Origin of the sequence: Porphyromonas gulae (assembly GCF_000765945.1) — a bacterium.
Taxonomy (GTDB): domain Bacteria; phylum Bacteroidota; class Bacteroidia; order Bacteroidales; family Porphyromonadaceae; genus Porphyromonas; species Porphyromonas gulae.
The window spans coordinates 488,791-501,316 of the sequence record NZ_JRAT01000012.1; the positions used below are offsets into that span (position 1 = coordinate 488,791).

Annotated in this window: 8 protein-coding genes and 1 pseudogene; all 9 read left to right on the forward strand. The window is 46.7% G+C overall.

The features are described 5' to 3' along the window. The first annotated feature begins 173 nt into the window (after window positions 1-173). The gene (locus tag HQ49_RS05585) at window positions 174-695 is read left to right on the forward strand and encodes a helix-turn-helix domain-containing protein (RefSeq protein WP_039418852.1); all 522 of its coding nucleotides are present in this window, start codon (window positions 174-176) and stop codon (window positions 693-695) included. After that, a pseudogene (locus HQ49_RS05590) lies at window positions 680-1,519 on the forward strand (IS3 family transposase); the annotation flags it as partial. The gene HQ49_RS05585 and the pseudogene HQ49_RS05590, both read left to right, overlap by 16 nt. Before the next feature lie 1,094 nt (window positions 1,520-2,613). Beyond that, complete coding sequence (gene clpP, locus HQ49_RS05600) at window positions 2,614-3,282, forward strand: ATP-dependent Clp endopeptidase proteolytic subunit ClpP (protein WP_010956008.1); 669 nt, start codon at window positions 2,614-2,616, stop codon at window positions 3,280-3,282. A gap of 30 nt (window positions 3,283-3,312) precedes the next feature. Continuing rightward, complete coding sequence (clpX, locus tag HQ49_RS05605; RefSeq protein ID WP_026292375.1) at window positions 3,313-4,548, forward strand: ATP-dependent Clp protease ATP-binding subunit ClpX; 1,236 nt, start codon at window positions 3,313-3,315, stop codon at window positions 4,546-4,548. A 75-nt stretch (window positions 4,549-4,623) separates the two neighbouring features. Then, window positions 4,624-6,801, forward strand: coding sequence for a DNA helicase RecQ (recQ, locus tag HQ49_RS05610; RefSeq protein WP_039418856.1), 2,178 nt, complete (start codon window positions 4,624-4,626; stop codon window positions 6,799-6,801). A 36-nt stretch (window positions 6,802-6,837) separates the two neighbouring features. After that, a complete protein-coding gene (locus HQ49_RS05615; protein ID WP_018966058.1) occupies window positions 6,838-8,223 on the forward strand; it encodes a peptidylprolyl isomerase in 1,386 nt (461 codons plus the stop codon). A gap of 62 nt (window positions 8,224-8,285) precedes the next feature. Beyond that, window positions 8,286-10,166: an OstA-like protein gene (locus HQ49_RS05620; protein WP_018966057.1), complete on the forward strand. Its 1,881-nt coding sequence runs from the start codon at window positions 8,286-8,288 to the stop codon at window positions 10,164-10,166. Next, the gene (locus tag HQ49_RS05625; protein WP_018966056.1) at window positions 10,157-10,498 is read left to right on the forward strand and encodes a hypothetical protein; all 342 of its coding nucleotides are present in this window, start codon (window positions 10,157-10,159) and stop codon (window positions 10,496-10,498) included. The genes HQ49_RS05620 and HQ49_RS05625 overlap by 10 nt, the downstream gene beginning before the upstream one ends. Next, a complete protein-coding gene (gene mutL / locus HQ49_RS05630) occupies window positions 10,495-12,351 on the forward strand; it encodes a DNA mismatch repair endonuclease MutL (protein WP_039418857.1) in 1,857 nt (618 codons plus the stop codon). The genes HQ49_RS05625 and mutL overlap by 4 nt, the downstream gene beginning before the upstream one ends. Window positions 12,352-12,526 lie beyond the last annotated feature (175 nt).

The following is a 12,526-nucleotide window of genomic DNA, read 5'->3' on the forward strand; positions in this document are numbered from 1 at the left end:
AAGCACCCCCCGAAAGCCGTGGCTTTTGAAGTGCACCCAAAAAGTTAGACATAAAACTTTTTGGGTGTAATTTATTTATGAAGTATAGTTTTGCAGAGAAGTTCAATGTCATAAGTGAAATATGAAGTGCACCCAAAAAGTTAGACATAAAACTTTTTGGGTGTAATTTATTTATGAAGTATAGTTTTGCAGAGAAGTTCAATGTCATAAGTGAAATAATTGCGGGAAAAGGTCTCAATGCAGTGTGCCGGGAGCGTCGGTTAGACAGGCATTTGGTTCGTTGGTGGTTAACACGTTATAAAGCCTATGGAGAAAAAGGTCTTCACAATCCCAGCAAAGGATATGACTTCAGTCCTACAGAAAAAGAAGCAATTATTTTGGAACACATCAAGGATGGTGTAACTTTGCGAGAGTTATGTCTCCGATATGATGTGAGCAGAAGCTCTATTCAATCTTGGCTAAGAAAAGTTCGTTCAGGAGATTCTCTATATGATGTAAAACGGCGGGGCAGACCTGCCAAAGAAGAACCTATGTCAAGAACAAAGAAAAAGGATACTCAGACAGAAGTAGAGAAACTTCAGGCAGAAAACCTTCGCCTGAAGGCAGAACTTGCCCTGTTAAAAAAAGTAGAGACCTTAGTCGAAGAACAAAAAGCCCGAGCACATCTCAATGGGCAGCAGCCATCAACGAACTAAGGTCAGCATATCCTCTAAGTTTACTATTGGAGTTAAAGAAGATGGCTCGTTCGGTATTCTACTATCACTTGACAGAGTCGAAAAATGCGGATAAGTACGCTTCTGAAAAAGAAGTGATAAAGTCTATTTTTCATGAGCATAAAGGACGTTATGGATATCGTCGTGTAACGGCAGAGATGCATAATAGAGCCTTTACGATCAATCATAAGACAGTAAAACGTTTAATGGATGAGATGGGTCTTAAAAGCAACATTCGTAAGGTCCGCTACCATTCATATAAAGGAGATGTTGGCAAGGTTGCCCCAAATATCATAAATCGCGATTTTACTGCTGAAACCCCGAATCAAAAATGGTCTACCGATGTGACACAGATAACATTAGGTTCGACCAAGCTATATCTGTCTCCTATACTGGACATGTTCAATGGTGAGATTATATCTTACAACATCTCCAGAAGTCCAAACCTTGAACAGGTATACGATATGCTTGATAAAGCTTTTGCCAAGTTTGAGAGGCTTAACGGACTGATACTACACTCTGATCAGGGATGGCAATATCAGCACCATGGATACAGGAAACGTCTGGAAGAACATAATGTCATACAAAGTATGTCGCGAAAGGGGAACTGTCTTGATAATGCAATGATGGAAAACTTTTTTGGCATAATGAAGTCTGAACTTTTATACGCTCAGAAATTCGAATCCGAAGAAGCCTTTATAACGGCTTTGGAGGAATATATAAACTACTATAATAATAAAAGAATAAAATCACGGTTAAAAGGAAAGAGTCCGGTGCAATACCGAACTCTTTCTATAACCGGATAATGTTTAACCTGTCCAACTTTTTGGGTGCACTTCANAATAAAATCACGGTTAAAAGGAAAGAGTCCGGTGCAATACCGAACTCTTTCTATAACCGGATAATGTTTAACCTGTCCAACTTTTTGGGTGCACTTCAATTTTTGAGTGTATTCTTTATCTTTGAGTATAACCTCCAAAATGCAATTATCCGAAAATTAGCAACTTGTATTTTCTCGAAATTTTTGCGGTTGCCCTGTCCCCAATGCGAGTTTCGATTCCCTCGGTTCGCAGTTTTTGCTACATTTGCCCACTGACATGGCAACGATGGAGAGCGTGAAGTTCTCCTCCGGAACTGCTTATCGGATTGACATAGAAAGATATTGACAAACTACTTGACGACTGAACGACAATGAATATGCACACTCCCTCATACATACATCGCCTAATATATCGGGCCTGATCTACCCCGTACATGTCCCGGTGTTATCCACTCCAAAAAAGGATGTTCCCATGACGAATAAAGAGGAATAGCGCTCTCTATAACCCTCTCCAAACATACATGGCACTCGCCGAGTTCTACAAGGAACTCGGCGGGTGTCTTCGTTTTATCCCTCTCCGAAAAGGCCTTTTTGAGCCTACGATCTATATATAAATGACTTGCGATCTATATATTTATTGAAAACGATTTATATATAAATCGAAAACCATCTGTATATAAATCGAAAATGATTGATATACAAATCATTATCCGACTTCTCTAAAAGCAGTTTCTGACCGTAAAAAGTTGGCTTTCTCATCTTTTTCACATCAAAACCCACTTCCTTACCACTGCTTATTTGGAATCATTCCAAACACTTCTTCGTTGTTGAAAAGTTTTTTGGCACGTAATTTCTAATGAACCTAGCACACGAAAAAAGACAAACAACCGAACTTGAGAAGGCTCTTTGAGGTTTTCATTCTAAATATCACACCCCTGCAATCGACACCGTAATATGCAATGTGCAAATGGCTCTTTTTATGTTTGGGAGAAAGTCGGAAAATAGTTACTTTTGTTTTTATGCGTAACGATTGCTTTTGCCCATTTGACGGGCGAAAAAAAATATGATCACAGAAAGACAATGAACGAATTCAAAAAATACGCAACCCGACATATCGGGTTGAACGCACAGGCTTTGGACGACTATACCAGAATCCAAAGCAGCTACATCTCTCCGACCATTATCGAAGAACGCCAGTTGAACGTTGCACAAATGGATGTGTTCTCACGTCTCATGATGGATCGGATCATCTTCCTTGGCACTCAAATCGATGATTATACGGCCAATGTTATTCAAGCACAGCTTCTTTATCTCGATAGTGCCGACCCAGGTAAGGATATTTCCATCTATCTGAATTCACCCGGTGGATCTGTTTATGCCGGCTATGGCATATACGATACGATGCAATATATAGGGTGCGATGTGGCTACTATCTGTACAGGTATGGCTGCTTCTATGGCATCAGTGCTGCTCGTAGCAGGAACGAAAGGCAAACGCTTTGCTTTGCCCCATTCCCGCGTGATGATACACCAGCCGCTTGGCGGTATGCAGGGTCAGGCCAGCGATTTGGAGATCGCAGCTCGCGAGATTCTGCGCGTCAAGAAAGAGCTTTACACCATTATCTCTTCTCACAGTGGAAAGCCCGTCGAACAGGTCGAGAAAGACAGTGACCGGGACTATTGGATGACAGCCCCCGAAGCATTGGAGTACGGGATGATAGATAAAATCCTCGAAAAGAATCGGAAGTAGCCCTCTTATCGCAAGGAGACTATATATCTCATGGCAAAGAAAAAGGACGAAGAATACTGTAGTTTTTGTGGCATGCCGAGGACGCAGGTGAATCTGATGCTGGAAGGCGTCAATGGTCACATCTGCGATGAATGCGCCCTCCGTGCCGGAGAGGTAGTTCGGGAAGCACTACAAAAATTCAATTCGGAAAAGGCGAGCGATCTGAAGAGAGAGGATTTGCCTCGACCTATAGAAATCAAAGAATTTCTCGATTCGTATGTTATCGGGCAGGATGATGCCAAACGTTTTCTCTCTGTCGCTGTATACAATCATTACAAACGATTGCTCCAGCAAGAAGACAGCGATGGAGTAGAGATTGAGAAAAGCAATATTATTATGGTCGGCCCCACGGGAACCGGCAAGACGCTCTTGGCTCGCACGATAGCCAAAATGCTCCATGTCCCTTTTGCTGTAGTCGACGCTACAGTACTGACCGAAGCCGGCTATGTGGGAGAAGACATTGAGAGTATTCTCACCAGACTTTTGCAGGCTGCGGACTACGATGTCAAACAAGCTGAGAAGGGGATTGTCTTTATCGATGAGATAGACAAGATAGCCCGTAAGAGCGACAATCCTTCTATCACGCGCGATGTCAGTGGGGAAGGTGTACAACAGGGGCTACTGAAGCTACTGGAAGGTTCGATCGTGAATGTTCCGCCTCAAGGCGGTCGCAAACATCCGGAGCAAAAGATGATTCCCGTGGACACGAGACATATTCTCTTTGTTTGTGCAGGAGCTTTCGATGGGATAGAGAAGAAAATTGCTCAGCGACTCAATACTCGCGTGGTAGGATATACTGCCGGACTGCAGAACAGGCATATCGATCGTGAGAATATGCTTCGCTATATTCGTCCGCAAGATTTGAAGTCCTTTGGGCTGATCCCTGAAATCATCGGTCGTCTACCTATTCTGACCCATTTGGAGCCGTTGGATCGGGATGCTCTTAGAAACATCATGACGGAGCCGAAGAATGCTATCACCAAGCAATACGAAAAACTATTTGCCATGGATGGTATCAAGGTGTCTTTTACGTCTGATATGCTTGACTTTGTCGTTGACAAAGCTATCGAATTCAAATTGGGTGCACGTGGACTACGCTCTATCGTAGAGACGATCATGATGGATGCGATGTTCACGATGCCATCAGGTAAAAAGAAGACTTTGGTCGTGGACAAAGCCTATGCCGAGGCTCATTTGAATATCGACGATTTGCTACAGGATCAATAAGTGAACCCAAGAGAATCCAACCCCAAGGAGTTGCTACCCGGAGTGTAGTGTGACACACCTATCAAGTGTTGTATTATGGACATTGTTCTGGCCGAAAAATTACAGCAGTATTTTGGATTTGACCGATTCAAGGGCAATCAGGAGGCTATCATCAGAAATGTATTAGCCGAACGGAACACTTTTGTGCTGATGCCCACAGGAGGCGGAAAATCCCTATGCTACCAGTTGCCGGCCATGCTCATGACCGGCACGGCCATCGTAGTCTCCCCCCTTATCGCTCTGATGAAGAATCAGGTGGATGCCATGCGTAGTTTCAGTGCTAAGGACGGTGTGGCTCACTTCATGAATTCGTCTTTGAATAAGACACAGCTCGAGCGTGTCAAGAACGATGTACGCGATGGACTTACCAAGCTGTTGTACGTTGCTCCCGAATCTTTGACAAAAGAAGAAAACATTGCTTTTCTGCGCGAAATAGACATTTCGTTTTACGCTATAGACGAAGCTCACTGTATATCCGAATGGGGGCATGACTTCAGACCCGAATACAGACGGATTCGCCCTATCATCAATGAAATAGGACCCCGATCGATCATAGCTTTGACAGCTACGGCTACCCCGAAAGTGCAGCATGATATTCAAAAGAGTCTCGGAATGATGGATGCCGATGTATTCAAATCGTCTTTCAATCGTCCCAATCTTTTTTATCATATACGTCCTAAAACACAGGATGTAGATCGTGACGTAGTCAAATACATCTTATCCCAGCCGGGAAAGAGCGGTATTGTCTATTGCATGAGTCGAAATAAAGTAACTACTTTTGCCCAGGTTTTGCAGGCCAATGGGATCAAAGCTCTTCCATATCATGCCGGACTTGACGCGACAGAGCGAGCGACCAATCAGGACGCTTTTCTGAACGAAGAGATAAGTGTGATCGTCGCTACCATTGCTTTTGGAATGGGCATCGACAAGCCGGATGTTCGGTACGTCATCCACTATGATATGCCCAAGAGTTTGGAAGGGTATTATCAGGAGACGGGACGTGCCGGCCGAGACGGAGGAGAAGGCGAATGTATCGCGTTCTATCGTCCCAAAGACCTGCAACGATTAGAGAAATTCATGCAGGGCAAGCCCATTTCCGAGCAGGAGATCGGGCGCCAGCTACTGGCCGAGACCGCAGCATTTGCTGAGAGTAGAGTCTGTAGGCGCAAGCTGCTTCTCCATTATTTCGGAGAGGACTATACCCAGGAAAACTGTGGTGCATGTGATAATTGTACGAGTACGTATAAGCAAGTGGAAGCAAAGGAACTATTGTTAAACGTTTTGGAAACGGTTTCTGCTCTGAAGGAACAGTTCAAAACGGAGTATGTAATTAATGTATTGATGGGCGAATTGACTCCCGATATAGAGTCTTTCGGGCATCAAGATTTAGAAGTTTTCGGTATTGGAAGCGACGAAACGGAGACAACATGGACTGCAGTTATCAGACAGGCACTCCTTTCAGGCTATTTGAATCGAGACATCGAAAACTACGGATTGCTGAAAGTGACAGCCAAAGGCAAGAAATTTGCCAACAAGCCCGTTTCTTTCAAGATAGTCGATGAGAACGAAGAGGACGAGGATGAAGATTCTCCCAAGGCGGGAGGACGTGGTTCCGGTGGAGCCATGGATCCGGTTCTGTTCGCTATGATGAAAGACCTGAGGAAGAAGTTGGGTGCATCTCTCAAACTGCCTCCCTACGTTATCTTTCAAGATCCCTCGTTGGAGGCTATGGCTACGTTCTATCCCGTTACGATCGAAGAGCTGCAGAATATCCCCGGTGTAGGTGCCGGTAAGGCTACTCGTTATGGGAAAGAATTCCTCGAGCTGATCCGTCGTCACGTAGAGGAAAACGAGATTGAACGTCCGGAGGACATGCGTGTACGTACACTCGCCAACAAATCGAAGATGAAGGTCTCCATCGTTCAGCAAATCGATCGCAAGGTCGCACTAGATGATATAGCTGTGAGCCATGGACTGGATTTTTCCGAATTGCTGTCAGAGGTCGAGACCATAGTCTACTCCGGCACTCGAATCAATATCGACTACTTCATCAATGAGGTCATGGATGAGGATCATTTGGAAGATATATTCGAGTACTTCAAAGAATCCACCACAGACTCTTTGGAGGAGGCTATGCAAGAACTCGGCAAGGACTATTCTGAAGAAGAGATTCGTTTGGTGCGGATCAAGTTCTTATCCGAAATGGCAAACTAATGCATCCGTTAATGATGCTATAATACGATACGAAAGATGAAAAAGAATGGAATGCGTATCTGCATAATCATGTTGTCGCTGCTCTATTGGGCACTCCCCTCCTCCATAGCACAGAAGAACGTGATCGACGAAGTCGTATGGATGGTCGGAGACGAGCCGATTCTGCGCTCAGACATAGAGGCAACCAAGCGTTTCTTGCTTAGTTCGGGACGTCCTCTTGAGGGGGATGCGGACTGCTATATCCCTGAGCAGATTGCCGTCCAAAAGCTTTTTCTCAATCAAGCCAAGATAGACAGTATCGAAGTCAATGAGGCGGATGTAAACCGCTATGTGGATATGTATTTGGCCGATTATATCCAGCAGTTCGGGTCCAAAGAAAAGATGGAAGAATACTTCAATCGGAAGTACACGCAGATACGCGAAGAACAGCGTGTAGAAGTCCGGAACGGGGAGATCGTTCGCATGATGCGAAGAAAAATCGATGAAAACGTCAAGGTGACCCCTTCTGAAATTCGTCAGTACTTTGCTTCACTTCCGCAGGATAGTTTGCCTTATATTCCTACTACGGTGGAGGTACAGCTACTGACCATCAAGCCCGTGATTTCACTGCACGAAACGGACGCTATCAAAAAGAGGCTACGGGAATTTTCGGATGAGATCAATGAAGGACGACGCGATTTCACCACGCTGGCTCGTTTGTACTCCGAAGATTCCAAGACTTCTTTACAAGGCGGTGAATACGGCTTTGTCAGCAAGGCTTCGCTCGACGCAGAGTTTGCACGTGTGGTTTTTTCACTCACCGATACGAAGCGTGTTTCCCCGATCATCAAAACCGACGATGGCTATCATATCGTTCAGCTCATAGAGAAACGAGGCGATGTGATCAACTTCCGACAAATCGTACTCAAACCCAAAGTATCTGATGCAGCCTTGACGGAAACTACAAACAAGCTGGATAGCTTATACTCCCTGATAAAAGAAAATAAGCTGACCTTTGAGAAGGCCGTAGCCCAATACTCCGAAGATAACGACACGCGCAACAATCAGGGACTTATGGTCAATAAGATCCAGCAGAGCGATTTCTATAGCTCCTCCCGCTTCAAGTACGAAGAGCTACCACAGGATATCAGCCGAGTTGTCTACAACATGAAGCCCGGTGAAGTCTCCAAGCCCTTTATCCTCAAAACAGACAAAGGCAATGAAGAGGTTGTCATCGTGAAGGTCAAAAACCTGATCGAGGGACACCGTGCCAATATGAACTCGGATTTTCAAACGATCAAGGCCTTAGCCCTGAACAAAAAGAAAGAAAGCGTCATCGATGCATGGATAAGAAAGAAACAGAAAGAGACTTATATCCACATCGAACCGGCCTACCGCAACTGTCAGTTCCGCTATCCGGGCTGGCTTGAAGACAGACAATAATTCGGTCGGGAAGAAAACCTCTTTGGGAAGAGAGATCTTCTTTCCGCATCGAAGACAAATAAATGAGAAAGGGAGAAAAACGCGCGTCTCGGCTCAGCAGCCGACAATTAGGGGCGATAATTCTGATCGTCACTCTTTCTTTTTCTGCCCTTGCATCCCTCCAAGGTCCCCCTCCCAAAGGGAGTAAGGGGAAAGCGCATGTCATCCTCGAACATGCCGATGAACTCCGTTACGACAGACTTTACAACCCCGATGTACAGCGGCTCCTTGGCAATGTCGTGATCAAGCATGAAGGAGCTGTGATGCGTTGCGACAGTGCTCATCTTAATCAGAAAGAGAACACTTTCGAAGCATTCGGCCAGGTCTCTATGCAGCAGGGCGATACCGTATCCATGTTCGCTCGCTACCTCCATTACGATGGGAATATCAAATACGCTCGTCTTCGTCATGAAGTACGACTGGAAAATCGTTCGGCTACTCTCTTTACGGATAGTTTGGATTATGATCGGGTCATGAACCTGGGCTACTATTTCGAAAGTGGTAGCATAGTCGACTCCCTCAATACGCTGACCTCCAGCTACGGAGAATACTCTCCCGCCACATCCGATGCCATCTTCCGAGATAATGTCCATTTAGAAAATAAGGATTATACCATGGACACGGAAGAACTTCATTATAATACAGATACCAAAATCAGTCACATTCTGGGGCCTACGAAAATGAGGTCGGATTCCGGCTATATCGTTTCCACGCGAGGAGTATACGATTCGAATACTGATGTAGGCATTTTGCTGGATCGCTCCATTGTTTATTCTTCTAACGGTGCCAAGCAATTGACTGGGGACTCGATCTTTTATGACCGTCGTACCGGCTTTGGCGAAGCCTTCGGCAATATGATCCTGACCGATACGGTGAACCGTTCTTCTCTTTACGGCGAATACGGCTATTACGATGAGAAGAAAGACTATGCCTTCGCGACCGAACGATCTTATATGATCGACTTTTCCAAACCCGACACTTTATGGGCTGCGGCCGACACGCTTGAAATGATCACCCAGCGCCGCGTGCCCGAAGATAGGCGGATAGCACGCGGATACAGACATGTACGGGTCTATCGAACCGATGTCCAAGCTATTGCCGACTCTATGCAGTACGACTCTCGCGATTCGCTGCTCTACCTCTATGACAACCCCATTATGTGGAATGAAGGCTCCCAGTTAAGTGGCGATACGATTCGGTTCAAATTCCGCAATGACAGTCTGGACTATGTCGATGTCCTTACCAAGGCTCTTGCCGTACGGAGGATAGATTCCATCATGTACGACCAGCTGGCCGGTAGACGTATCAGAGCCTATATGCAGGACAGCCTTGTACGCCAGATACAGGTACATGGCAATGCCGAAGTCATCCAATACGAACAGCACAAACGATCGAAACGCTGGTATCTGATGAATCGGATCGAATCCCCCTCTATAATTGCTGATTTCGAAGAAGGCCAACTCAAGAAAGTGCTCTTGCAAGGCGTAGCATCGGGCAAAGGCTACCCGATCAAAATGCTTACACCCGACCTTCAACGCTTGGCATCCTTCCGTTGGGAAGAGACTATCAGACCGAAATCCGAGAAGGATCTTTTCCGCAGGCAGCCTGATTCTGTCTTGCAGGTACATCGATCGCTGTCCGATCTGCGACGCTTTAGCGGTGCTTTGGCAGCTCTTCGTGCTTATAGAGCTTTGGCAGAAGAGGAGAGAAAAGACTCATTGACTGTTGCTGCTCTACAGACTGACTCTATTCCTCCGACTTCTTCGGACAACAAAGAAGTCGCCAATCCTACAAACATGCTCTCTCCCTATATTGCCCGACCTACTACGGACAGCAAAGAGGAAGACTTCTTCGACCTTTTCTTCACTCCACTCATCTTTAATAGAGAACAACTATGGGATTAGGATCATTCTACAAACAGCGCAAGCCGCGGTCTTTTGACCACAAACCCATCTATTACGATCAGCGACGCGATGAGTTGGAGAAACGTATCGAACGCATCAGACGCGAAGTCGAACAAGAGCAAGCAGAGCAAGACGGACAGTCTTCATCACGCGACTACTCCGGCTATCGCCCTCGTATACGCGGAACCTTTGTAGAAGGCACCCAACATCTGAAAGAGCGACAGCTACAAGGCGAGACACAATCCACTCGCTCGGGACGAACACTCCGCACGTTGGCTTTGCTCGTAGCCGTTTGCTTGCTATCGTGGCTGGTTTTTAAGGTTATCCTATGAGCGACGTCATACGCCTCCTGCCGGACAGTATCGCCAATCAAATTGCTGCCGGCGAAGTAATCCAACGTCCGGCCTCCGTCGTCAAGGAGCTATTGGAAAATGCTTTGGATGCCGGTGCTTCCATCATCAGGCTGGATGTCAGGGAGGCCGGTCGCGAGCTGATACGCGTCACCGACAACGGCAAGGGTATGAGCCAAAGCGATGCCCGAATGGCTTTCGAACGACATGCCACTTCCAAGATAGCTTCTTTTCAGGATCTGTTCAGCCTTCGGACGATGGGCTTTCGAGGTGAAGCCCTGGCTTCGATTGCAGCTGTTGCACAAGTGGAACTCCTAACCCGAAGGGCTGAGGATGAGCTGGGTACACGCCTTACCATCAATGGCTCCGAAGTAGACGAAGTGGCTACTGTCACCTCACCGCAGGGCTGTATTCTTTGCGTAAAAAATCTCTTCTACAACGTACCCGCACGTCGAAAGTTTCTCAAATCGAATGAAACGGAATTTCGGCACATCCTGACCGAATACGAACGGGTGGCTTTGGTCAATCCGCAAGTTGCTTTCTCTATCTACCATTCGGGGGAGCTGGTGCAGGATCTCCCCCCCTCTCCTCTGAAGAAAAGAATCCTCGATGTATTCGGAAAGAGAATAGAGAAAGATCTGATACCCATCGGGATGAAAAGCCCCATCACCAATATATCCGGCTTCGTGGGACGGCCCGATGGCGCTCGCAAACGAGGTGCCCTGCAGTACTTCTTCGTGAATGGACGCTACATGCGTCATCCCTACTTCCACAAAGCCGTGATGGCTGCCTATGAGGCGATTATCCCTCAGGGAACAATGCCCAATTACTTCCTATATTTCGATCTTGAACCCTCCCAGATCGATGTCAATATCCACCCGACCAAGACCGAAATCAAGTTCTCCGACGAACAGGCTATCTTCAAACTCATCGGTGTGGTCATTCGTGAAGCACTCAGCTCCAGTAATGCAGTACCGGCCATTGACTTCGACCGCAAAGAACTGATCGACATCCCGGCCTATCAAGGTCCCGGGAAAAACATCGCCCGTCCGCCCGTAGATCTGGATCCATCGTATAATCCCTTCAAAGAAACCGGACTGACGGAGCCTATCCGCAGTTCGCGGCGTCAATCGCCGGATATGGGCTGGAACGAACTCTTCAAGCAGTTCGAAGCCAAGCGAGATGCCGAGAAGATGGCAGAACCACCGATCCGCTCGGAAGAACTGTTCGCCTCGACCGATTTTACTCCCTCTGCCGTATCTGCGACTCCCTCTGCCGATACGCTCTGCTATGTCCATCGCGGCCGTTATCTGGTGACTACTCTGAGTCGGGGTTTGGCTCTGGTCGATTATCATCGCGCCCACAAGCGTATTCTTTACGATCGCTTCCTCGCTGACGAATCGACACGCCATATCGAACAGCAGCAACTCCTCTTCCCCGAACTCCTCGAATTCAATCCGTCGGATGCTGCTGCCGTGAAGGCAGCTGTGGACGAACTCCAATCTGTCGGGTTCGATTTGTCGCCCCTCGGTGCCTCTTCCTATTCGCTACTGGCAGCACCCGTACAAATCATAGACTGCGCGGCAGATGTCGTGCGGGATGTCATCCACATCACGCTCGAAGATGGCAGATCGTCACATGAACAAATGCTCGAACTTATTGCCACCAAAATAGCCGAGTATCAAGCCATCCCTCGTGGCAAGACACCGACAGCAGAAGAGGCCAGCGATCTCTTGGCCGAGCTTTTTGCTTCCAATGATTCCACCTATACGCCGGACGGCAAGCTCATCGTCAGTATCATCGATGAGGCAGATATATCGCGCCGCTTCGAGTAAGCATCATCTCTCTTACTATTTCTTACCCTTCAGTCGCTCGCCCATTCCTAAGGAACGGTCGTAGTGAAATGCCCAAATTGAACAACCGAAATATCTGTCCGGCATAAGTGCATTTTGAAGAAGGGGGGAAGAGATTGCCAAACAAGCAAACATCTCCTCCCCCAATCGACAAAAA

What these genes read in the sequence shown, in the direction of transcription:
- HQ49_RS05585 (WP_039418852.1), top strand. Translation starts at nt 174, where the DNA reads ATGAAGTATAGTTTTGCAGAGAAGTTCAATGTCATAAGTGAAATAATT.
- clpP (WP_010956008.1), top strand. Translation starts at nt 2,614, where the DNA reads ATGAACGAATTCAAAAAATACGCAACCCGACATATCGGGTTGAACGCA.
- clpX (WP_026292375.1), top strand. Translation starts at nt 3,313, where the DNA reads ATGGCAAAGAAAAAGGACGAAGAATACTGTAGTTTTTGTGGCATGCCG.
- recQ (WP_039418856.1), top strand. Translation starts at nt 4,624, where the DNA reads ATGGACATTGTTCTGGCCGAAAAATTACAGCAGTATTTTGGATTTGAC.
- HQ49_RS05615 (WP_018966058.1), top strand. Translation starts at nt 6,838, where the DNA reads ATGAAAAAGAATGGAATGCGTATCTGCATAATCATGTTGTCGCTGCTC.
- HQ49_RS05620 (WP_018966057.1), top strand. Translation starts at nt 8,286, where the DNA reads ATGAGAAAGGGAGAAAAACGCGCGTCTCGGCTCAGCAGCCGACAATTA.
- HQ49_RS05625 (WP_018966056.1), top strand. Translation starts at nt 10,157, where the DNA reads ATGGGATTAGGATCATTCTACAAACAGCGCAAGCCGCGGTCTTTTGAC.
- mutL (WP_039418857.1), top strand. Translation starts at nt 10,495, where the DNA reads ATGAGCGACGTCATACGCCTCCTGCCGGACAGTATCGCCAATCAAATT.